At 33.2% G+C, this 23892-nt stretch carries 27 protein-coding genes; 26 read left to right on the top strand and 1 reads right to left on the bottom strand.

Annotated elements, in window-relative coordinates; genetic code table 11:
- Positions 1–158: 158 nt before the first annotated feature.
- From ACPX19_RS11280 to ACPX19_RS11245, 8 genes are all read left to right on the top strand, one after another.
- A complete protein-coding gene (locus ACPX19_RS11280) occupies positions 159–3212 on the top strand; it encodes an Eco57I restriction-modification methylase domain-containing protein (RefSeq protein ID WP_426430107.1) in 3054 nt (1017 codons plus the stop codon).
- Between the two features lie 612 nt (positions 3213–3824).
- Complete coding sequence (locus ACPX19_RS11275) at positions 3825–4064, top strand: hypothetical protein (protein WP_426430106.1); 240 nt, start codon at positions 3825–3827, stop codon at positions 4062–4064.
- Positions 4054–4446, top strand: a complete 393-nt coding sequence (locus ACPX19_RS11270) for a hypothetical protein (RefSeq protein ID WP_426430105.1) — start codon at positions 4054–4056, stop codon at positions 4444–4446. Before ACPX19_RS11275 ends, ACPX19_RS11270 begins: the two co-directional genes overlap by 11 nt.
- Positions 4447–4642: 196 nt before the next feature.
- Entirely contained in the window at positions 4643–5182 is a 540-nt protein-coding gene (locus tag ACPX19_RS11265) for a hypothetical protein (RefSeq protein WP_426430102.1), read from the top strand.
- 166 nt (positions 5183–5348) lie between these two features.
- A complete protein-coding gene (locus tag ACPX19_RS11260; protein ID WP_426430104.1) occupies positions 5349–6050 on the top strand; it encodes a hypothetical protein in 702 nt (233 codons plus the stop codon).
- Positions 6051–6202: 152 nt separating this feature from the next.
- The gene (locus ACPX19_RS11255) at positions 6203–6817 is read left to right on the top strand and encodes a hypothetical protein (RefSeq protein WP_426430103.1); all 615 of its coding nucleotides are present in this window, start codon (positions 6203–6205) and stop codon (positions 6815–6817) included.
- A 199-nt stretch (positions 6818–7016) separates the two neighbouring features.
- Positions 7017–7556 carry a hypothetical protein gene (locus tag ACPX19_RS11250; RefSeq protein ID WP_426430102.1) on the top strand — a complete coding sequence of 180 codons (540 nt, stop codon included), beginning with the start codon at positions 7017–7019 and terminating at the stop codon, positions 7554–7556.
- A gap of 178 nt (positions 7557–7734) precedes the next feature.
- The gene (locus tag ACPX19_RS11245) at positions 7735–7992 is read left to right on the top strand and encodes a hypothetical protein (RefSeq protein WP_426430101.1); all 258 of its coding nucleotides are present in this window, start codon (positions 7735–7737) and stop codon (positions 7990–7992) included.
- On the opposite strand, the gene ACPX19_RS11240 is transcribed toward ACPX19_RS11245, so the two are convergent.
- Entirely contained in the window at positions 7982–8197 is a 216-nt protein-coding gene (locus tag ACPX19_RS11240) for a hypothetical protein (RefSeq protein WP_426430100.1), read from the bottom strand. The two genes, ACPX19_RS11245 and ACPX19_RS11240, sit on opposite strands and share 11 nt — an antisense overlap.
- A gap of 147 nt (positions 8198–8344) precedes the next feature.
- Between ACPX19_RS11240 and ACPX19_RS11235 the strand changes: the two genes are divergently transcribed.
- From ACPX19_RS11235 to ACPX19_RS11150, 18 genes are all read left to right on the top strand, one after another.
- Positions 8345–8920: a DUF7638 domain-containing protein gene (locus ACPX19_RS11235; RefSeq protein WP_426430099.1), complete on the top strand. Its 576-nt coding sequence runs from the start codon at positions 8345–8347 to the stop codon at positions 8918–8920.
- Positions 8921–9088: 168 nt separating this feature from the next.
- Positions 9089–9883: a cation transporter gene (locus tag ACPX19_RS11230; protein WP_426430098.1), complete on the top strand. Its 795-nt coding sequence runs from the start codon at positions 9089–9091 to the stop codon at positions 9881–9883.
- 395 nt (positions 9884–10278) lie between these two features.
- Positions 10279–11508, top strand: coding sequence for a DNA methyltransferase (locus ACPX19_RS11225; RefSeq protein WP_426430097.1), 1230 nt, complete (start codon positions 10279–10281; stop codon positions 11506–11508).
- A complete protein-coding gene (locus tag ACPX19_RS11220) occupies positions 11495–14389 on the top strand; it encodes an Eco57I restriction-modification methylase domain-containing protein (protein ID WP_426430096.1) in 2895 nt (964 codons plus the stop codon). Before ACPX19_RS11225 ends, ACPX19_RS11220 begins: the two co-directional genes overlap by 14 nt.
- 10 nt (positions 14390–14399) lie before the next feature.
- On the top strand, positions 14400–14603 hold the full coding sequence (locus ACPX19_RS11215) for a hypothetical protein (RefSeq protein ID WP_426430095.1): 204 nt from the start codon (positions 14400–14402) through the stop codon (positions 14601–14603).
- A 193-nt stretch (positions 14604–14796) separates the two neighbouring features.
- Positions 14797–15099, top strand: a complete 303-nt coding sequence (locus ACPX19_RS11210; protein ID WP_426430094.1) for a helix-turn-helix domain-containing protein — start codon at positions 14797–14799, stop codon at positions 15097–15099.
- Positions 15086–16114 carry a hypothetical protein gene (locus ACPX19_RS11205; protein WP_426430093.1) on the top strand — a complete coding sequence of 343 codons (1029 nt, stop codon included), beginning with the start codon at positions 15086–15088 and terminating at the stop codon, positions 16112–16114. Before ACPX19_RS11210 ends, ACPX19_RS11205 begins: the two co-directional genes overlap by 14 nt.
- Positions 16111–17478, top strand: a complete 1368-nt coding sequence (locus tag ACPX19_RS11200) for a DNA cytosine methyltransferase (protein ID WP_426430092.1) — start codon at positions 16111–16113, stop codon at positions 17476–17478. Before ACPX19_RS11205 ends, ACPX19_RS11200 begins: the two co-directional genes overlap by 4 nt.
- A 153-nt stretch (positions 17479–17631) precedes the next feature.
- Positions 17632–18327, top strand: coding sequence for a hypothetical protein (locus ACPX19_RS11195; RefSeq protein WP_426430091.1), 696 nt, complete (start codon positions 17632–17634; stop codon positions 18325–18327).
- Between the two features lie 164 nt (positions 18328–18491).
- Positions 18492–18947 carry a hypothetical protein gene (locus ACPX19_RS11190; protein ID WP_426430090.1) on the top strand — a complete coding sequence of 152 codons (456 nt, stop codon included), beginning with the start codon at positions 18492–18494 and terminating at the stop codon, positions 18945–18947.
- A 92-nt stretch (positions 18948–19039) separates the two neighbouring features.
- Complete coding sequence (locus ACPX19_RS11185; RefSeq protein WP_426430089.1) at positions 19040–19804, top strand: hypothetical protein; 765 nt, start codon at positions 19040–19042, stop codon at positions 19802–19804.
- A 158-nt stretch (positions 19805–19962) separates the two neighbouring features.
- Entirely contained in the window at positions 19963–20499 is a 537-nt protein-coding gene (locus ACPX19_RS11180; protein WP_426430088.1) for a hypothetical protein, read from the top strand.
- A 169-nt stretch (positions 20500–20668) separates the two neighbouring features.
- On the top strand, positions 20669–21205 hold the full coding sequence (locus ACPX19_RS11175; protein WP_426430087.1) for a hypothetical protein: 537 nt from the start codon (positions 20669–20671) through the stop codon (positions 21203–21205).
- Between the two features lie 167 nt (positions 21206–21372).
- The gene (locus ACPX19_RS11170; RefSeq protein WP_426430086.1) at positions 21373–21828 is read left to right on the top strand and encodes a hypothetical protein; all 456 of its coding nucleotides are present in this window, start codon (positions 21373–21375) and stop codon (positions 21826–21828) included.
- A 154-nt stretch (positions 21829–21982) separates the two neighbouring features.
- A complete protein-coding gene (locus tag ACPX19_RS11165) occupies positions 21983–22393 on the top strand; it encodes a hypothetical protein (RefSeq protein ID WP_426430085.1) in 411 nt (136 codons plus the stop codon).
- Positions 22394–22560: 167 nt separating this feature from the next.
- Positions 22561–23007: a hypothetical protein gene (locus ACPX19_RS11160; protein ID WP_426430084.1), complete on the top strand. Its 447-nt coding sequence runs from the start codon at positions 22561–22563 to the stop codon at positions 23005–23007.
- A 224-nt stretch (positions 23008–23231) separates the two neighbouring features.
- Positions 23232–23576 (top strand): type II toxin-antitoxin system RelE/ParE family toxin, encoded by a 345-nt coding sequence (locus ACPX19_RS11155; RefSeq protein ID WP_426430083.1) that lies wholly within the window; start codon positions 23232–23234, stop codon positions 23574–23576.
- 1 nt (position 23577) lies between these two features.
- Positions 23578–23868, top strand: coding sequence for a helix-turn-helix domain-containing protein (locus ACPX19_RS11150; RefSeq protein WP_109683522.1), 291 nt, complete (start codon positions 23578–23580; stop codon positions 23866–23868).
- Positions 23869–23892: the final 24 nt, after the last annotated feature.

Raw genomic sequence — 23892 nt, 5'->3', positions numbered from 1 at the left:
ATTCGAATTCACTCGCTACGGAATCATATACGAACACGTTGTAAGCAAGCTGAAAAAAGAGCCAACCGCACAAAACAAAGAGTGCCGAAAAAGGCACACATTGTTTTTTTGCCAACGCTCGGAATAGCATTAAATTTGAGAAAAAACATAAAACATATATGAGCTTATTTCAGAACTCTGTTCTAAACAAATATTTAAAAGGATTAGAGTCCGAAAAAGTTAATGAAGCATACGAGCGATTTACAAGCCATTTTCATAATCCGACCATTCAAGAAAACATTCGAAACTCGAAAGAGGAACAATATCAAGGTGAATTTCTGATTGACCTTTTTGTGAATGTTTTGGGCTACACGAAAAACCCAACACCTGAATTTAATCTCACAACGGAATTAAAAAATATAAAAGGCTCTAAAAAGACAGATGGAGCAATTCTAAAAGGCGAAAAAGCACTTGCAGTAATTGAACTAAAAGGAACAAACACAACCGATTTAAGCAAAGTAGAAACCCAAGCATTTGGATATAAAAACAACCAACCAGGTTGTAATTATGTCATTACTTCCAACTTTGAAAAATTACGTTTTTACATTGACAACGCAGTTGACTTTGAGGAATTTAATTTATTTCAGCTTTCAAAAGAACGTTTCGACATTCTTTGGCTTTGCCTATCGTCTGAATATCTTTTAAAAGACATTCCGAAAAAGATTAAAGATGAATCTTTAACGCAAGAGGAAAACGTTACCAAAAAATTATACAAAGATTACGCGTCTTTTAGAAACGAGATTTTTGATGCCATACAAAAAGAAAATCCTGAATACGACAAACTAACGTTATTCAAGAAAACACAGAAATTACTCGACCGTTTTCTATTTATCTTTTTTGCAGAAGATAGATTGTTACTTCCGCCAAACTCTATTCGCTCTATCGTAAACCAATGGGCTGATTTACGAGATAAATATGACGAGTATTTTCCTTTGTACGACCGATTTAAAAAATATTTCGGTTATATGAATACAGGACACAAAGGACAGCAACACGATATTTTTGCTTACAATGGTGGACTTTTTGCACCAGACGAGATTTTAGACAATATCAAAATCAATGACGATTTACTTCATAAACACACGATAAATTTAAGTAACTACGATTTTGAGAGTGAAGTAAGCGTAAACATACTCGGACATATCTTTGAACATTCGTTAAACGACATTGATGAAATACAAGCAGAAATTCAAGGTGTTTCGACCGAACAAAGCAAGACCAAGCGTAAAAAAGATGGTGTTTTTTACACACCGAAATACATTACCAAATACATTGTAGATAATACCGTTGGTAAACTTTGTGAGGAAAAGAAAACGGAACTCGATATACAAGAAGCTGAATACGAAAAAGAACGTAAAGGAAGACAAAAAGCGACTTTAAAAAAGCTATCTCAAAAATTAGAAGATTACAGAAAATGGTTATTGCAAATTACCATTTGCGACCCAGCTTGTGGAAGTGGTGCTTTTTTAAACCAAGCGTTAGAATTTCTAATTGCAGAACATCAATACATTGATGAATTGCAAGCCAAATTGTTTGGAGATGCAATGGTATTGAGCGAAGTGGAAAACGCAATTTTAGAAAACAATATTTATGGTGTAGATATTAATGAGGAAAGCGTTGAAATCGCTAAACTCTCGCTTTGGTTAAGAACTGCACAAAAAGGTAGAAAACTTACTTCATTAAATGATAATATAAAATGTGGTAACAGTTTAATTGACGACCCAAGTGTTGCAGGAGACAAATCATTTAATTGGAAAAACGAATTTCCAGAAGTTTTTGCAAAAGGTGGATTTGATGTGGTAATCGGAAATCCGCCATATGTTTTCACAAGAACAGGAGAGTTTATGGAAGAATCTAAAAATTACATTTTAGATTATGTTCTTGAAAACTCAATATCAACAACATCTAAAGGTTTAAATATTCAAAAAGGTAAAATAAATCTGTTTGCCATCTTTATTATAAAGTCAATAGAAATACTCAACAAAAACGGTTATCAGAGTTTTATAATTCCAAACAATATTTTACGAGCTACGCCTTATGAAGCCATAAGAAAATACCTTCTTGAAAAGTCAACTATTAACGAAATAGTAGATTTGGGCAAGGGCGTTTTTTCAGACGCAACTGTTTCTACAGTTATAATGTCGCACTCTCATTTTACTAAAAATAGTAAAATCAATATTACCAAGAGCGTGATTGATTTAGTCTCAAAAAATTGTGAGTATTCACAAGTTCCTCAATCATTTTTCTTAAAAAACGAACAATATGTATTAAATGTACTTGTAAATGAAGAGGATATTGAAATAATTGAAAAGATAGAAAAAGTAGAAAGTAAACTTGGTGACTTTTTCAAATTCATTTCACCAGGTATTGATGGCGATAAAAACAAATATGTAGCAAACTCTAAACTTAACGATAAATACAAACCTTTACTTTACGGTAAATCTTTTACCAGATATAGAATTCGAGAAACCAATGATTATATATTGTACGATAGAGAACTTTTAAATCGAGCAAGAAAAGAAGAAATTTATTTAAGTAATAAAATAATAATACAAAGAATTAGTGGTGGTTTAATGCCATTAACAGGAACTATTGACAGAAATCAATATTACACTTTTAATTCAGTAAACAATTTAGTCCCGAAAAAAAAATATGAAGAATATTTAAGCTTTTTTCTTGCCTTAATAAACTCGAAATTAATTAATTGGTACTATGCTATTAAATTCTCAAATCGTTCGAACTTAACTGTTAATATCTCAAAGACATTTCTTGAAATACTTCCTATTAAATTAAGTTCAGAGGAAGTGATATTGAAAAAAATTAATACAATGGTTGATAACCTTTTGGAACTTAATCAGAACTTTCAAAAAATATTAAGCAGTTCAATTTACTTAATAGAATCCAAATTTGACAATATTGAAAATAACAGAAAAATAAATGCTTGGTATAAGTTAGACTTTAAAGAATTCATATCTGAATTAAATAAAAATTCAGTTTCTCTTACAATTAGCGAAGAAGCAGAATGGATGCAGTATTTTAACGAGCAAAAGCAAAAAGCAAAGGAGTTGAAAACTGAAATAGATAAAACGGACAGAGAAATAGACCAAATGGTTTATGAATTGTACGGATTGACAAAAGAACAAATAAACATTGTGGAAGAAGCCACTGCATAAGCCATACACATTTGCAATTCGCTCAAGCCAACGCTACACCAAAAATTGCAAAAAAGTATGTCTTGTCAAGCCTGAAAACCAAGCTGAACGGAAAAAGCCAGCGTACAACAACGTATATAAAAAATAGCGGTTTAATCGCTTAATAGAAAGAAAATGAATATATTGAAGGTCTGTTATAAACTGAAAAATTAGTGTGTAAAATCCGCTACTTTTCATATACAAGACCGATGATAGCACATTCGCCAAAGGCGAACTTTAATCTGCGCTGCTTCGCAGACAATGCACCTTAAAGTAAACGTGCTATCATCTGCAGGGTTAAACCAAATTACCAACAAAGCCTATCCCAAAAATATCGCCTTCAGCGGGCTTCGTGCCAAAACGTGCGACATCGTCGGTTAAAGGTAATTTGATCCTGATTCTCGAATTCCCAATCTAATAAATTCTACAATTTACGCTTCGCTTACGCCAAGCTATTTGACGATCAATAATCAGAGAGTATAAGGAAGACCTATTCTCTGATTATTGCTTAAGAATTTATTATCTTTTCATTCTCTAATCAGAACTACGTTTAACCCTGCAGTTGTAACCAATTTGACCAAACCAACAAACCGAATGAATAAACCTCAAATTTTGAACACAATTAAGATTATCGGAAAATCAATTTTTACGCTTCTGACTTGTGTTTTAATATTTGCCTATTCAATCGCATTAATTGAAAAAATACAACGTCCGACTTTTAAAAATTTACCGACAAATGAATTTATCATTATCGGAATAATTTTGTTGATTTTGATTTTTATAAACCTAAAATGGGTTTTCGGAATTATTAAAACCACCCCAAATGAAAAGTAAAATAAAAATCATATTTCTGACTTTAACAATCGGTCTGATTTTTATTGTTGGTTTTTTAGGTTATGGAATGTATTTAATGGAAATAGAAGACCAATATGGAGATTATCAAAATTTACACTTTGAATCGAAAACTGGAGATTTAATAATAAACAAATCAACATCGGAATTTGGAATTATTGAGAAAACTTGGAAAAGAACAAACATTAGAACATTAGAGAAAGATTCTACCGATTTAAATTTTTGGATTTATAGAAACGGAGTTGAAACCAAATCTGAAATTTATCGACCAAAAAATGGAGAAATAAAACTGAATGGAATTAAATACTCGGAATTAGTAAAAAAAATTGACAACTCGGAATTGAAATTAATAACAAAAAATTAAAAACTGGTTACAACACCGGCTATAGTTCATTGCTTCTGACTTTCCTCGCGGAAAGTCCTCGCAAATTTGCTATCTTCGGTTTACGGCGGAAAATCCTTGCGGATTTTCACGCAACGAAACCATAGCCAAACACGTTGGCAAACATTTAACGCAACCTTTCGAGAGAAACTGCATCTTTTAAATAAACTGAATTATTATGAAAACGAAACTAATACTTATACTTTGTTTAATTGGACTAATTAGTTGCGAAGTATCTTCAGTAGATACAGATGATCCGAATTACGTTTTCGATGGAAGAGGCGGAATAAAATGTAAAGTTGATGGAAAATTAATTAAACCAAAAGTAAGTTTTAGTGGAACTGGACTAGCAGCTGATGTTGAATTTATTTCTTGGAACAACGAAGAATATTTGAGCGTCAGTTTTTTAAATGGTGGTGAATCACCTGACTTTATACATCAATCAGTAAGAATGAAAATCATTGATGTGGTTCCTGAATCTATTCAAGTTGGTAATATCTATACTCTCGAGAATGAAGACAATTGGAACTATGGAAAGTATAGTTATGGCGGAATAGATTTCAACTACTCTACAAATGACCTAAATACTGGCGAATTGGAGGTAGTTTTTCACGATTTAGAGAATAGAATATTAGGTGGAACTTTTCATTACGATGCAATAGATGAAAATGGTATTATTGTGGAGATAAGAGAAGGAGAATTTGATATGAAATATTAAATAAAAAACGATTTGCCAACAACGTGTATAGCTCATTGCGGCTGAATTCCTAATCGGAATTCATTGCAATTTGCTATCTTTCGGTTACGGCGGAAAATCCTCGCGGATTTCCCGCAACGAGCCATACACAAAACCGTTGTGCTTCATTATGACCAACCAATAACAAATGATTAAAGTCTTTAGAAAAATTAGACAAGATTTACTTTCAGAAGGTAAGACCGGGAAGTATCTAAAATATGCATTTGGCGAGATTCTTCTTGTTGTAATTGGGATTTTAATTGCACTTCAATTGAACGTTTCTCGGGAAAATCACTCAAATCAAAAAAAGTTAAATAAATACTTATCCTTACTTGTTGAGGACTTGGAAAAAGATAAATCAAGTCTTTTAGAATGCATTGAATTTGATTCTATAAAAAATCAGTTATTGAATCAATATATTGATTCTGGAAATTTAAAATTGAGTAGTGAAACAATAAAATATGCAGCGAGATGGAGAAATTTTTTAATTCATAAATCAACTTATAATTCAATACAATCGAGTAATATATTGGAACTATTAGACAACATTGAACTGCAAAATTCAATATCGGAATATTATGCTTTTGCTGAACAAGTAAATAATTATGAAAATACACATCTCAATACTCAAATGTCGAATTTTACCAATGAGATACTCAAACGGAAAAGAATTAATCTCTTGTACTACAAAGACAACACAAATATTGAATTAACAGCTGAAGAAGACTCAATATTTTATGGATATTTCACTCATATTCGTGACATCGCCGCTTTAGAAGTACGGAATTATAATAAACTAAAAGAAGAACTTGACAATTTATCCGTGCTTATAAAAATGGAATTAAAATAACGAAAGCACAACAACGTGTATAGCTCATTGCGGCTGAATTCTCTTTCGAAAATTCCTTGCAATTTGCTATCTTTCGGTTACGGCGGAAAATCCTCGCGGATTTCCCGCAACGAGCCATACACAAAACCGTTGTAAACAAGCTAAACCAACATATGAACTTCATTAAAAAACTTTTCGGATTGAATAAAAAAGAGGAAGAAGAATACTCTGGAAATTTTATTGTCGCAACTCTAAATGATAAAGTAATGCCGATCGATAGAGGAGAAATTTATGAAGACCCATTAGATGAATTTCTTCAGGCTAATGGAATGGGAGAAGTTACAGGTGGAGGAACTATGCAATTAGAATCTGGAGAATTGGAATACTGCGACGTTGAAATCCAACTAAATTCTGATGAGATTAATGAAAATCATGTTAAATCAATCATTGAGAAACTTGAAGAGCTTGGAGCACCAAAAGGTTCTAAACTGACAATTGAGAAAACGGAACAGAAAATTGAATTTGGAAAAAAGGAAGGTTTAGGAATTTATCTTGACGGAATAAATCTGTCCGATGAAGTTTATAAAAATTCTGATTCAGATGCATTAGCAGCTGAAATTAGAGGACTGACAAAAATTGGAGACCAAGTCCTAAGATATTGGAATGGAAATACTGAAACTGGATTGTATTTTTATGGAGATTCATTTGAAGACATGAAAAATTCTATTAAAGATTTTGTAAACTCACATCCAGAATGTGAAAATTGCAGAATAGAAAGAGTTGCATAATAGCCAGTTTACAACAATGTGTATAAAAAATTGCTATATTTAGCTCAACCTAAATTTGTTGCTTCTTTTCGAACATCAAATTTTCCTTCGGAAAATTAGCCGTTCTCAAATACGCAACTTTTCATAACACAAAGACGTTGGCAAACATTTAACGCAACCTTTCGAGAGAAACTGCATCTTTTAAATAAACTGAATTATTATGAAAACGAAACTAATACTTATACTTTGTTTAATTGGACTAATTAGTTGCGAAGTATCTTCAGTAGATACAGATGATCCGAATTACGTTTTCGATGGAAGAGGCGGAATAAAATGTAAAGTTGATGGAAAATTAATTAAACCAAAAGTAAGTTTTAGTGGAACTGGACTAGCAGCTGATGTTGAATTTATTTCTTGGAACAACGAAGAATATTTGAGCGTCAGTTTTTTAAATGGTGGTGAATCACCTGACTTTATACATCAATCAGTAAGAATGAAAATCATTGATGTGGTTCCTGAATCTATTCAAGTTGGTAATATCTATACTCTCGAGAATGAAGACAATTGGAACTATGGAAAGTATAGTTATGGCGGAATAGATTTCAACTACTCTACAAATGACCTAAATACTGGCGAATTGGAGGTAGTTTTTCACGATTTAGAGAATAGAATATTAGGTGGAACTTTTCATTACGATGCAATAGATGAAAATGGTATTATTGTGGAGATAAGAGAAGGAGAATTTGATATGAAATATTAAATAAAAAACGATTTGCCAACAACGTGTATAGCTCATTGCGGCTGAATTCCTAATCGGAATTCATTGCAATTTGCTATCTTTCGGTTACGGCGGAAAATCCTCGCGGATTTCCCGCAACGAGCCATACACAAAACCGTTGTGTGCCATTTGAACGACACGTTAATAATATTTTGAACTTATGATAAAAATTAAAAACCTAATTGTCAATAACGGAATCAAAGAATATGACTTTGACCAAATACATTCTGACAAAAAAATATTTCAATTAGCAAATTCAGTAATTATTCTAAGCGGACTTGAAAAACTATCCGACAAAATAAACTCTGAAAAAGGATTAGTATATATAACCTGTAAATCGGATTTCTCATTAGGCAGCGCAGAATTAAGAAACGCATCAATAGAACTTTTAGAGGAATATAATAATACTAAACCTTAAAATCCTTTTTTGACTGAATATCTGCTATATCTTGCATATCAGAGTCTTTAAAACCAATAAAAGCAGAAATACGTCTAATCATAGGAAATGAAATTAAATCATCTAATTCGTATGAATTAATAATATCAACTAAATCTTGAAAATGTTTACCATTAACGAACTCTGGATTAGCTTGAATAACACGTGAACGAATATTATCTGACATAAAAAACGGCACACAACACCGTATAATAACAATTGCTACGTTATTCTCTATTTGGAATAACCTTGCGTGTTTCTTTTTGTTGCTTATTTTTAAATTAAACCTTAACTCACGCAACTGTTATTATACAAACACGTTGTACAACATTTGATGAAAAACACGTATCGAATAGAAAATGACAAATTGATAAAGGGAATATCTCTTCCTGTTTTTATTCATAACTTACACTATCACCTGACCGATATTCATATTTATGAAGACGGAAAAATTGATTGTTGGGAATTGGTTGACTTTGATGGATTTATTAAAAAAATACAATCTGGCTGGATTAAAACAAACTTACCTAAAGGCGAAAAAGTATTCGCTTTTCCACTCGGGAATTTTCAGACAAAAGAATTTAACGCAAACAGAACGGAAAATGATTTAATTAAAGAGGTTAGAGATATAATTGACAGATTTCAAGGAAAGAAAACTGCTGAGCAATTCTGCATTGATGCCTTCAAAAATTTTGTAGAAAAGCCAACGATTGAGAACAGAAATGAACTTAAACGGACTTACGAGTTGGTTGCTGCACATAACAGAAGATTTTTGTTAGGAGATATGGACGTTGATGATTTACCAATTCAAATCGCCATTTATGGAGAAAGAATTTTTAAAGAATCAAGAAAAGCCCAAATTCAGGAAAAACTGATAAGAGAACATTACTTGAAAGGAATAAAAATATAAAAACGTTGTACAACAACGTATATAATCCATAGCTCTATTCTGTTATGATTAAGAAAATTTCCTACCTTTAAATCTAACTGATTCCTACGACCGAATTCATTCGAATTCACTCGCTACGGAATCATATACGAACACGTTGTAAGTAATGCCGAAAAACCCAGAAACCGAGTGAATAAAACGATATTTGAAATTACCAAAATGGATTGTCCTTCAGAGGAAAATTTAATCCGAATGAAATTGCACGGAATTTCGAGTATTGCGAATTTGGACTTTGATATTCCGAACCGAAAATTGACCGTTTTTCACAGCGGAGAAATTGACCAAATCGAAAAGTCAGTTATCGAATTAAATTTAGGCGGAAAGAAAATCTCAACGGAACAAACCGACCAAACTGAATTTAAAGAAAACGAAAATCAGAAAAAACTACTTTGGTCTGTACTTGCCATAAATTTCGCATTTTTCATAATCGAAATGACAACAGGAATTATCTCAAAATCAATGGGACTTGTTGCCGATAGTTTGGATATGCTTGCGGACAGTTTTGTGTACGGAATTAGTTTGTTTGCGGTTGGCGGAACATTAATTAAGAAAAAGCGGATTGCAAAACTTGCTGGATATTTTCAAATAGCACTTGCGATTATTGGATTTGTAGAAGTTTTAAGAAGATTTTTTGGAAACGAAAAACTTCCCGATTTTTCGACAATGATTATCGTTTCGATTTTTGCACTTATCGCAAACGGAATTTGTCTTTACATTTTGCAAAAGTCAAAAAGCAAAGAAGAGGCTCATATGAAAGCAAGTATGATTTTTACCTCGAATGACGTGATTATAAATTTAGGAGTAATAATTGCAGGAATTTTGGTAAATTGGTTGAGTTCGAGTAAACCTGATTTGATTATCGGAACAATCGTTTTTGCGTTGGTAATTCAAGGAGCATTTCGGATTTTGAAATTAAGTAAGTGAACGAAAAAAGCACTACTTACAACAACGTATATAGCTCACAGCTAGTTAGTTGACCAATCCAAGTTAAGGTATATTTGCAAGTCCGCCAAATTTTTTAATTTGGCTTATTGAGAAAAAAAGATAATAAGAAAATTAAAAAATTCGGCTCGTGCTTAACCGAAAATTAATCGCTAATTTGCACGCTACGAGCCATATACAAGACCGTTGTGCGGCATACAAGAAAAGCCAACCGCACAAACAGCACATTTGGTTTTTCCCGACACACAAGCCAACACTCAAAAAACCAAAAGAGCTGTTTTTTGCCTACGCTCGAATAAAAAGATGACAGAAAAATTTGTTGAGTTGAGAACTATATGTAAATTTGACAAAATTTGTCAACTCAATAATTTTAATATATGATATCTACTGGAACTACATTTAAAAATATAAGAGAAGAACAGAAATTATTGTTAGAAGACGTAACCAAAAAAACAGGAATAAATAAAACCTTGCTAAGCAGAATCGAAAACGGAAAACGACTGCCAACAAGGGAACAACTAAACCTACTTTGTAAATACTATAAGATTGAAAAGGACGAAATTATTGTCCAATGGCTTAGCGACAAAATCGTTTACGAAATCAAAGACGAAGATTTGGCTTTACCTGCAATGATGGTTGCAGAAGAAAAAATCAAGTATGGAACAAACGGACATACTCATCAAAACGGATATGTACTTTCCTTAAACGGCAAAAAGAAAAAAAGACCGATTGAGGACTTTGTAAACAAAGTAATTCAAGGGGATTGTTTGGAAGTGATGCAATCTATTCCTGACAAGTCGGTAGATATGGTTCTTTGTGATTTACCTTACGGAACAACTCAAAACAAATGGGATTCGGTGATTGACTTGGATAAACTTTGGGCAGAATATGAACGAATTGTAAAAGACAATGGTGCTATTGTCCTGACTTCACAAGGAGTTTTTACAGCCAAGTTAATTTTGAGCAATGAAAAATCATTCAAGTATAAAATCACTTGGATAAAGTCCAAATCCACCAACTTCCTCAATGCAAAAAAACAACCACTTCGTAAACACGAAGACATCTGTGTTTTTTACAAAAAACAGCCAACTTACAATCCGCAAATGACTGAAGGAGAAGCTTATGACAAAGGAATCAGGAAAGACCAATACACGGGAAGTTATGGCGATTTTAAACCACGACACGTTAAAAGCAATGGAAAACGATATCCAAATGATGTGGTATTTTATGAAGAACAGCCGATAGACGACTATGTATATGTAAAAACAGCCGAATCGGAAGGAACAGTTTATCACCCAACCCAAAAACCGATTGAATTAGGTCGTTACCTAATTAAAACTTTTACAAATCCGGGCGACATTGTTTTAGATAACGCTTGTGGCAGTGGCAGTTTTTTACTTTCTGCAATTTTGGAAAACAGAAATTTCATTGGAATTGAAAAAAATGAAGATGTATTGCTTCACAAAGTAAAACCTGTTGATTACATCAAAGTTTGTACGGACAGGATTGAAGAAACGCTAAAAACAAAGAATATCAAAGAAGCTACGCTTCGACTTTTTAAAGAACCAATTGCAGAATACCACACTTTAAACTATGAAATTAAATGAAAGAGCTTGGGCAGGTCAAATCATAAGTTGGATAAAACAAGCCATTAATGGCGGCACTACCCTATTTCAAGACGCAACCAATGACGAAGGATTAAAAGTCGCATCAGGAAGAACAAAATTTCCTGATGTTCTTTTGTTTATAGACAAAGTTTCAGGTATTGTTTTTAATGGTTGGGAGTTGAAATACCCAGATACCGAAGCAGATAACACCGAAATGTTGGAAAATGCTTTGGAAAAAGCAGAACGTTTAAAATCCGATTCTTTTGTTACTTGGAATGGAACGGAAGCGATTATTTGGAAAATCAAAAATGATAAATATTCTATTTCGGGATTGGAAAAACTGAAAGTTTACCCGAAAGAAAAAGACATCACAAGCAGAAATGATTTAGCCGACAGAAACAACTACAAAAAACACGAAGCCAAACTTCAAAAGCGATTAAATGAAATACTTCACGATTTAGGACAACTTTACCAAGACGGAAAACTGAAAAAGGCGATAAACATTTCGTCCAACATTGTCGAAGCTGTTTTGCAAACTTCCCAACATTTCGTTCCCCAATTTCAAAATGAAATCAACGAACTGAAAGGAGATGATAGTTCATTCAGAAAAGAATTTAATCAATGGAGAATTGTTGAAAGTGCTACTCTTAAAATTCTATCAACTTCATCAAGACGAGTTGAAAAGGTTGAGCCCGAAGAAGTTTTAGCTAAGTTCACTTACTATAAGTTTATCGGAAAAATTCTTTTCTATCTCACCCTTTCAGAAAACTTATCAGGCAAAGTATCTAAGTTGGAATTGACGGACAGCAAGAAAGTTCAAAAGCAACTGAATGACTTCTTTGACCAAGCAAAGAAAATAGATTATCAAGCCGTTTTTGAGAGTGATTTTACAGATAAAATTCCGTTCAATGAAACGATTGATGAATTGCTTTTTAAACTCGTTTCTGTTTTTAATGAATTTGATTTCAAAGTATTGCCAAATGAGGTAATCGGGCATATTTTGGAAAACTTAGTGCCTCAGGAAGAAAAACAGAAATTCGGACAATACTTCACTTCCGAGACATTGGCAAATCTTGTTACCTTTTCGGCAATCAGAAGCCGAAATGATGTTGTCATTGACCCAACATCAGGCACAGGAACATTTTTAAATTCGTTCTATCGCACATTACAGTTTTTTGGAAACAAAAATCATCAACAAGTTTTAAATCAGATTTGGGGCAATGATATTTCCCATTTTCCTGCAACCCTTTCCGTCATCAACCTATACAAACAAAGAGTTGACGATACGGCAAACTTCCCAAGAGTAATCCGAAAAGACTTTTTTACGTTAAATCCAAGTCAGACAATCGCAATTCCCGATAATAAAGACATTGATAAAATCAATCAAATTCCGATACCCAAATTTGATGCTGTAATTTCAAATTTTCCGTTCATTCAGCAAGAAGATATTCCGAATGAAATTTTGAATACGCAGTTTGAAAGTGAATTTGCGAAAACTCAAACCGCTTTTTTAAACGGCAACAAATTTGAAATCAACGGGAAAAGTGATTATTACATTTATTGCTTTTACAACTCATTGAAGTTCTTAAAGGACAGCGGAATTTTATCAGCAATTACTTCCAATGCTTGGTTGGGAAAGAATTACGGTTTGCAGTTCAAGAAATTTCTGTTGGACAACTTTCACATCAAATACATTGTGAAAAGCAATGCTGAACATTGGTTTAAAGATTCAAAAGTCAGTACCATATTTATAACGCTTGAAAAAGGAACGAGTAAAGAACCTACGAAATTTGTAACTGTAAATGAAAAATTGGAAAACCTATTTACGAACAAGTCTTTGCATCAGTTTGAAGATTTTTATACCGAAATTGACAACTGCACTAATCCGCATAATGCTAATTGGGAAGAGGATAAACAATTCAAAAACGTATTTCACAAAACCGACAAAACACTTACAGTTAGCATTGTTGAACAATCACATTTAGCCAATTCTCTTGCTTCGCAAGAAAATTGGGCAACGTATTTTGTCAATCAAAATCCACTAAGTGTTTTTGAAAAGAAATTGATAAATCCATTTCCAAACATTTACGACACAGGCAGAGGAACAAGAACAGGTTGGGATACTATGCACATCATTTCCAACGAAGAAAACAAAACCCTTAAAATTGAAAAGGAATTTTTGTTGCCGATTTTAAAAACGAGCCAACAACTCAAAACAATTGCTTACAGCAACATTTCGGAATACAATCTTTTTGTATGCAGTAAAGACGAAAAGACTTTGAAAGCAAAATATCCTAATGCCTACAAACACATCAAAAAGTTTGAAACGGCTACAAACAAAACAGGAATCGCATTACCCGAAGTTTTGAAAATGAGAAAACCGTTTTGGTATTCGCTTGCACCAGAAGAATCAGCAAATATTTTTATTTCCATAAACCCAAGTCAACGATTATTTTTCTCTTTTAGCAAATCGCCTTTGTATCTCAATCAAAGATTGGTTGCTATTCGAGTAAAAAAGAAAGATGTTGAAATTGTGTCGGCTTTGCTTAACTCAATCATTTCACTTTTGATTGTTGAATTAAACGGAGTTTCAAGAAATTTGGGAGCATTGGATTTGAATGCAGACTTTTTCAAAACCAAAATGAAAATACTTGACCCAAGTTTGCTTTCTGACAGTCAAAAGAAAAATATCCTTTCAAAATTTGAACCGCTTAGCACACTACAAATTCAGGATTACGAAAACGAATACAAGCAAAAAGACAGAATTGCTTTTGATGAAGAAATTTTAAAAGCCTACGGTTTTAAAACCGATATTCTTCCGCAATTATATTCTCTTTTAACGGAAACTATTCGTAACAGAGTGGAAATGAAAAATAGATAAAATGAAAATAATGCCAACGCTAAAAGCCATACACATTTGCAATTCGCACCAGCCAAAAATTGCAAAAGAGTATGTCTTTGCCTACGCTGACGGACTGAAAAAGAAAAAGTACGACCGCACAACATTGTGTATAAGCAATAGCGGGTTTAGTGCTATTTTGAAACATAAAACTATAAATCAATGGTCGGTGCTATCTGACAGTTTAGTGGGTTAAAATCCGCTACTGCTTATACACGAGACCGTTGTGCCCCATTTAAAAAAGCCGACACACAATAGCACATTTGCAATTCGCACCAGCCCACCCACAACCAAAAATTGCAAAAGAGCTATTTCTTCCTTCCCGACATTGAAAATCGAATCGAACTTCTTATATTTGACCAATAAAGGTCAAGTCTAATTTTGGTAAAATGACACTAGGACAAAAAATTAAAGAACTAAGAGAATCGAAAAAGATGCTACAAAGGCAACTCGCAGCTAAGCTTGAAATTGGAGACGGTTTTCTGAGTAAAGTTGAGCATGACCAAAAAGCTCTTAAACGAGAACACTTAAATTCCATAAGTGAGATTTTTGATTACCCCTTAGAAGAATTAGAATCACTGTGGGTAGCGACTAGGATTTATGAATTGGTAAAAGACGAACAATCTGCGTTAAACGCCCTAAAAGTCGCAGAAGAACAGATAAAATACGGAAAAACACATGCCAAAGTATAACAGAGATATAAATGAACTAAAAAACAAGGCTGCCATGTGGTGGCCTGAAGAACTGAAGCAAAAAAACTCTTTGGCGAATGTTCTTCCTCTTTTACTCAAAACTCAAGATGACTTTTTAAGTATTTTGAATTTGAGCAAAAAAGAACCATTCCAAATATTCAAACTTATTGAAGTAGCCAAGTTTCCAGGCAACCTTTTCCTGAAACACTTGGTAGTCCTTTCCGATTATGGTGGAGAACCTATCCAACGACTCGGCCGTTCGTTTAAGGACATTTTCCCAAAGGATAAAAAAGGTAACTACTTTTTCGAGTTTCTGTGGAAAGGAGCAAAATTGAAGTATAAGTTTGAAGAACTTCCCGTTAAAGGACTGAACAACAAAAAGCTTCTCATTGACGGAGACAATCTTTCAACTGAGACCGAGCTAAACGGGCTAATGAAAGACATGATTGCAATCTTACTTTTTGCTTCTACGTCTGACCATGCAGACCAAGCAGCCTTAGACTCTTGTGAAATTGGAACCTTACTTGGTAATGAAGAAGAACTAGCAAATTTTGTCAAACAACGTTATATAATCGTCAGCAGAATTACAGGCGGTGCAACTGCAAATAGTTTGGGACAACTTGCTCAAACTGAAATAGTCGAATTTCTAAGCAATGTACTAGATGATGATTACGAGATAATTCGAAACGGATATATCAATCTTTCAGGATATGACAAAGGTGGTGGGATGCCATTCGATATAGTCGTAAATAGAAATGGTAAATCTGTTGGAATTGAAGTAAGCTTTCAGGTAACAACAAATAGTACAATTGAAAGAAAGTCGGGACAAGCAGCTGACCGATACAATTTGATGCACAAGGATGGTTTCAAAATAGCATACGTCTTAGACGGTGCAGGCAACTTTCAGCGTTCTTCTGCAATTTCCACAATATGCCAGTTTAGTGATTGCACCGTAGCTTACACGGTAAGCGAATTTAAGGTGTTAGCTGATTGGATAAAATCTGAACTATCATGATAAAGTTTATTGACTTATTCGCAGGAACTGGTGGAATTAGACTTGGATTTGAGCAAGCTCTTAGAAAGTTTGATATACAATCAAGATGTGTTTACTCTTCTGAAATAGACAAAAACGCTTGTAAATCATATGAGCTAAATTTTGGACACAATCCGTATTCTGATATTACTCAAGTTGAAGAATTACCAGAATTTGATTTTATGTTAGCAGGATTCCCTTGTCAAGCCTTTTCCTATGCAGGAAAAAGAAGGGGGTTTGGAGATACTCGTGGAACCTTATTTTTTGATGTAGAGCGTCTTTTAAAAAAATATCGCCCTAAAGGATTTCTTCTTGAAAATGTCCGTGGTTTGACTACTCATGACAAAGGGAGAACTTTTGAAACAATAGTGAATTCACTTCATTCACTTGGCTATAAAGTTGAATATCGCCTACTGAACTCAAGCAATTTTAATGTTGCTCAGAACAGAGTCCGAATTTACATTCTCGGCATATTAGAAGAAGATTTTGAAATAAAAGTACAGTCTGATACAGGAGCTATTGACTCACATAATTTTATTCAAAGAAATGGGCAGAAAAGTCTTTTTGAAGAAGAGCGTGATTTTGCAGTTGTTAAAGATATTTTAGAAGCAAAACCTGATAGCAAATACTTCTGCAGTGAAGAGTTCACCAGTCAACTTCATAAGGTAATTGGAAGTGACTTAAATCAACTTCATGGTTATAGATTGATTGACACAAGAAACGGGAACTCAATTCATTCGTGGGAGCTAGGAATTAAGGGAGATTGTACAGATGATGAAATTGAGTTTATGAATCTTCTCATAGCTAATCGCAGGAAAAAGATTTTTGGAACACACCAAGATGGTAAAGCACTAACAAAAGACCAAATTCAAACATTTTACACCAAAGAAAATTTCGATTCAGTTACAAGTTCATTGATTGAAAAAGGTTATCTGAGTAATTACGATAAAAAGTATAATCCTGTTTGTGGAAATATGTCATTTGAAGTATTCAAGTTCTTAGACCCTGAAAGCATTTCAATTACACTAACAGCTTCTGACACCAACAGACTTGGAGTTGTACAAAATGGAAAAGCAAGAAGATTAACACCAAGAGAATGTGCTAGACTTCAAGGCTTCCCTGACACATATAAACTACTTGAAAATGACAATGCTGTTTATAAACAAATGGGAAATGCCGTTTCAGTTCCAGTGATTGAAACCCTAATCACGGATTTGATTGAGAATAATGAATTAATCATTGATAAAATAGCCAACGCTAAGTCATACACATTGGCAAGTCGCACGACCGAACAACACGAGCCAAAACTTGCCAAAGAGTATGCCTTATCCAATGCTGAAGAATAAAAAAAACGGGGCACAACAATGGCTATACGTAATGCGGGGGAAAGTGCTGACATGAAAGTAATTGCATTAAACAATATTTTCGGTAGGCGGACAGTGAAGTGCCTTGAAAACCCGCACTACGCATAGCCGAGACCGTTGTGCAACATACCGAAAATGAACAAACCGCTAACAATTTCACTTCTGATTTTTCTATTTCTGTCTTGTAAAAATGACAAGAAATCTGAATTGGAATTTTATGCAGAAAATCAAACTTCATTTTTCGATTTGAGAAATGGAGATTGGACAAGAAACACTTGGATTAGAAAACCCGAAAACTTAAAAATGGTTCACGAATCGTTTAAAAAATTTGGATATGGAAAACTTGAGAATCTGATTTCAAAAAGCGAAAGTCATTTCATTATCGAAGGAATTTATATAAAGCGGAATTTTGAGAATCTAATTGACAGTTTGCAATTGACTTACAACAATCCCGAAATACAAACCAAGTATTACACTGAATTTTGGAACCGCAGAAAAGCGGAAAATAACGACTCAATCGTTTATCAAATAATCCGAGAATTTAACTCTATGAAATCGGACAAAAAACGACTTAATTACCAAAATAAGTTTGTAAATGACACTTTGGTTGATTTATTAAAAATTGAGTTTGATAACGACAATCTGAATTCGGAAAAAGCAAAAGCGGACTTTTATAAATTAAAAAAATACGGACTTCATCAATCGGCATACAACCTACTCTATGAAAGAGCAGAATATTCCGAATTGGATTTAAACCGAGAAAAATTAAAACAAGAATTAACTAAAACAACGGAATACAAAAACGCTTGGTTAATAGATACGGAAAAATAAGTACGTTGCACAACACCGGCTATAGTTCATTGCGGCGGAATTTCATAACTGAAATTCCTTGCACTTTTACTAACTTTGAGTTATAGCGGAAAATCCTCGCGGATTTATCCGCAACGAAACCATAGCCAAAACCGTTGGCTACAATATAAAAACAGAACGCAAAATTGACTTTCGGAATAGCACAATACACGAACTTGACTCAAGAACAGAATAATTGGATTAATGACCTATCTGTTGAATTGGAAGCATTTTTTGAAAACCGAAATTATGGAGAAGACCTAAATCAACTTTATTTCGGACTAATAACTGTGAAACCAGAATTTGACCAATTCTTTAAATTAAGAAGACCGAGATATCGACCTGGAGAAAGAACTTCTTATGTTGACGGAATTGAAATTAAATCAAATAACTGTGTGGAGATAGATTGTAAAATTGAATTTAGCCAAGTTTCGGACTTAAAAAAGGATAAACTAATTGAGAAAGTGTGTAATGAAATACTAACCGAATCAAATTGTCTTACTCGATTATCAAAACTGAAAAAATTCGACTTTAAATCCTACAAATCCGATTTGGAAAATTATCTGATTGACAAAAAATATATAAAAGAAAAAATACTGTAGCCAACACCGGCTATAGTTTACTGCTTGGTAGTTTTTCCTTCGGAAAAACCACGCAAGCGTAAAAGTTGGTGTTTATTTTCTAAATTTATTGCTTGACCAACGCAGCAAACCATAGCCAAACACGTTGTGCAACATTTGAAAAAAAACCTATGAACAATAAATTTATTCGAATTTTAATTATCATAAACGGAATTTTACTTCCAATTTTCATTCTTTACATTTTCGGAATGCTTGTGATTGAAAAATATGAACAACGTCAAAATCAAATAATTGATGATTCTTTTTTTGAGTCAAAAAAACCAATTGAAAAACCTTTCGAAATCAAATATTCATCACCAATCAAATTACCAAATTCAGATTTCTATTATGTAGCAGTGGAAAAGGTATTTGAAGATGATTATGGATATCTTGATATAGATATCGCAGATTCAGAAAATATGGTAAGAATGAATACAATAAATATTATTTTTTTAGATAAAAATTTCCAGAATTCAGGAAAACTATTACCCGAAAATGCATCTATAAAAAGTATGTTCATTCCTAATCGAAAAACCGAAGATTCTAAATTACTGAATGAAATAACTCATATATCATATTTCATAGCAAATTCGGACACAAATAATGACGGAATAATTGACCGATTTGACCAACATTATGTTTATTTATCTGACTTAAATGGTAATAATCTAAATAAGGTTATCGATAGAAAAGTAAAAAATTATCAATGGATAAATAACAACAAAGAATTGCTTTTGACTTTTGATAATCCAGAGGAACCAAATAAATTAGAATACGGAATTTACAACATTGATTCTAAAGAAATTAGAGAAACAAAAAATATCAACCCAACGGAATAAAAAACGTTGCACAACACCGGCTATAGTTCATTGCGGCGGAATTTCCTACTCGGAAATTCCTGTGTATTTGCTAACTTTGGGTTACGGCGGAAAATCATAGCTGATTTATCCGCAACGAAACCATAGCCACAAACGTTGTGCACAAGCTAAAAAACCGAATGGCGAAAAAAATTGGACTTTTATTAGTAATCATAATTATCTCGATAGTTCTCGCTTCGATTTACGGATTTTTACACAACCAAATTTCCTACTCAATCTCAACTGAATATTTTACAAAATTTAAATTCAAACAATTCGGATTTGTCGAATATGGAAAAGTTACACCAAGATTGACAGCTGGAATAATTGGAATGTGGTCGACTTGGTGGTTCGGACTTATAATCGGATTGGTTTTAGGAATTGTTGCTATGTTTCAGCCGAATTCCAAAATTATGTGGAAAAGCGGAATGACAGCAATTTTGCGGAATTTAGGAATCGCTATCGGAATCGGAATAGTAGGAATCTTAATTGGGAAATTTATAATGTCCAACTCAAATCTGACTTGGGATTTTCCAGCGGATTTAATAGACAAAAAGAACTTTATAACAGTCGGAACTATGCACGAATTCAGTTATGCTGGAGGAATAATCGGACTGATTTATGGAATATTATATCAACTAAAAGTAAAAAAAGCCAGTGCACAACACAGGCTATAGTTCATTACGGCTGAAATTCCTAATCGGAATTTCAAGCCTTTTTGCTAAATTTATGGTTACGGCGGAATGATACTCGCGTACCATTCCGTAACGAAACCATAGCCAAAACCGTTGGCAAACATTTTGACGCAACCATTTGAACGGAATTTCGTCTTAAAAAAAGCATTCTATGAAAAAAAAACTGATTTTTATTTTATCAATGTTAACTTTCATATCCTGTGATACAGCTTCAGTTGATTTGGACGATGAGAATTATGTGTTTGACGGAAGAGGAGGCGTGAAATGTAAAGTTAATGGCAACCTATTAAAACCATCTGTAGTAACAAGTCCAGGAGCAAGGTCGGTATGGTTTAGTTTGGCTGACTATGATGATTTAAATCGTATGTACCTTTCGTTTAGGAATAGAGGTCAGTCACCAGATTTCATTGACCAATTTGTAACAATAGAAATTACTGGAATAAGCACAACAACTTCAATGGTTGGTAATATTTATAATCTTGGTGAGGAACCAAATCAAGGAGAATATAGTATTGATACCACCAGCTCAGTTTACAAAACAAACGAAATTTATTTTGGAACTTTGGAAATTCTATATCACGATATTGATAACTTTATTTTGGGCGGTCGTTTCGAGTTTGACGCAGTTAATGAAGATGGAGAAACTATAGAAATAAGAGAAGGGGAATTTGACTTAAAATATTTATAAAAAACGATTTGCCAACAATGGCTATAAGTAATTGCTTGTTCTCGCCTACTTCTGAAAATCCTCGCGGATTTTCAATTTGGTGTGTACTTGCAAAGTTAACCGCTAAACCACGCAACTACTCATAGCCGAGACCGTTGCCATTAATTTAAAGAAACCTACATTATTGAATGAAAAATAACGTTCTGAATTACATAGTTTGCGGAATAATCGCTCTTAATTTAGCCAGTTGCGGAAATAAAACTGAATCGAAATCGGAGAAAGAAATAAACTCTGAATCGGAAATGAAAACCAATAACAAAACCGAAAATCAATCGGAATTTGTTTACTCAAATGCGGATAAAAAAGTTGAAATGGTTTTGGAAAATGATGCGGAATTTTTAATTGTTGGAAAACCGACTAAAGCAAACTTTGAAACCGAAAATATAGATAACCAGAAGTTTATGATTTTTGGACCTGGAATTATGGTAAATAAAGCCGATAAAGATGGTTTCCGATTTACAATAACGCCAATTGAAAATACTCTTGTGAATGGAAATTTGGAAATTCAAGTAACTGAACGGATTGAAAACGGGGAGAATTTTACTCATAAATTTTTAGTTCCAGTAAAATCACAAACGGAATAAAAACTAATGGCAACAACGGCTATAATCCATTGCTCTATTGGTTAATTACAAGATGTTTCCTACTTTTATAATCACTATGATTCCTACTCGGAAAATCCTACGGATTTTACTCGCAACGGAATCATAGCCAAACACGTTGGCAAACATTTAAAAAATGACGAAAATCAGATACTCTAAAGAACGATTAATAAGTAATTTAAGAATCGGAATATTTTTTATATCAATCGGAATTATTCTCGTTTTACTGTCTTTTGTAATTGGAGAATGGAAAGAAATATCAATTCAATCAGTTGGTGTTGGTCAATTTGGAGCTGGGTTTTTTATGCTCATTTTCTATTATTTCGAAAACAGAAAACAATATTTGACAATAGAAAACGGAGAGTTGACAAAAAACACTCTATTCCCAAAAAAAATAAAACTTAACCAAATAAAGTCAATTAAAGAATTTGCAGGTGACCTAAAACTCATTACAGACAAAAATGAGTTTGTGATTGACACTCAAATTATCGAACCGAATTCTCTCTTAGAATTGAAAAATGAATTGAATAAATATATTCTGAAATAAAAAAACGATTTGCCAACACTGGCTATAAACCATTGCTACTTATGGCAAGAAACAAAAATACAGTAACTTTAAACACTATGATTCCTACTCGGAAAATCCTACGGATTTTACTCGCAACGGAATCATAGCCAAACACGTTGTAAAACATTTGACCAAATCAATAAACAATGAAAAAAATAATCATATCTCTTGCATTAAGTTTAATTTTTATCGGAATCTCATTCGGACAAGAAACTGAATGCGGGGACGGAATAACTTACTCAAATGAAAAGCAAACTAAATATGACAAACGACTTTCTGACTACCCGAAAATAGAAAGTGTCCCTACCTACTCTGATGGGAAAGATGAACTGAATAAATTAATTGAATCTAATCTAAAAGTTTCTGAAAACGGAAAGAATATTGTTTTCCGATTGAATTATATGTTTACGGTAACTTGTGATGGACAAATAAAGGACTTTAAAACTCTTGGAGACCCAAAAGCTTCCGAATTGACAAATATGGAAGATATAATTAAAGAGACAAACGGAAAATGGAAACCAGCTGTAAAAGATGGAGAACCTGTTGACTGTGTATATTTTGCGAAAAAAACAATTGTTGGGAATAAATATTAAAAACGTTTTACAACAATGTATAACCGCAATTACGGCGGATTCGACTACGTCCGAATCCACTACGTAATTGCTAAAGTCTGTGTCAAACCGAAAATAATTGCTAATTTAACCCGTAACTGACGGTTATACGAGACCGTTGTAAAACATACCGAAGAAAAATTCTGCAAATCAAAAAACTTCGAACTGAATTTTGAAATTAGTAACTTTTAAGTTACATTTGTAAAATGAATAAAGTCAGAGAAGTAATAGCATATAAACATTATTTTGAGGAATTCCTTTTGGCTCAACCGACTAAAGTTCAAGACAAAATTTATAAAGTCGTTGAAATTATTGAAACTTATGAAAGAGTTCCGTCCAATTATTTAAAAGCAATTACTGGAACAAACGGACTTTATGAAGCAAGAATAAAACTTGGCTCGAATATTTGGCGAGTTTTTTGCTTCTTTGATAAGGGAAAATTGGTCATTCTTTTAAACGGGTTTCAAAAAAAATCACAGAAAACACCGAGAAAGGAAATAGACAAAGCGTTGAATTTAATGGAATCGTATTACAAAGAAAAAAACAAATAAAATGGAAACTAAAAGCTGGAAAGAAATAAAAGATTCTGTTTATGGAAAAAAAGGAACGGAACGCAGAGATGAACTTGACAGAGATTTCGAGTCTTTTAAAATTGGACTGCTTTTAAGAAAAGCAAGAGAAGACAAAAATCTGACCCAAGAACAGCTCGGAGAATTGGTCGACAAAAAACGGACTTACATTTCGAGAGTGGAAAACAATGGAAGTAACTTAACGCTAAAGACACTTTATGACATCGTCGAAAAAGGACTTGGCGGAAAAGTAAAAATATCAATCGAAGTATAAAAAAGTACGTTTTACAACAATGTA

It is taken from the genome of Winogradskyella sp. HB-48 (assembly GCF_049942685.1).
In the GTDB taxonomy this organism is placed as follows: Bacteria; Bacteroidota; Bacteroidia; order Flavobacteriales; family Flavobacteriaceae; genus Winogradskyella.
Note: the sequence above shows the minus strand (reverse complement) of the source record. Positions and strands in the feature narration are given on the sequence as shown.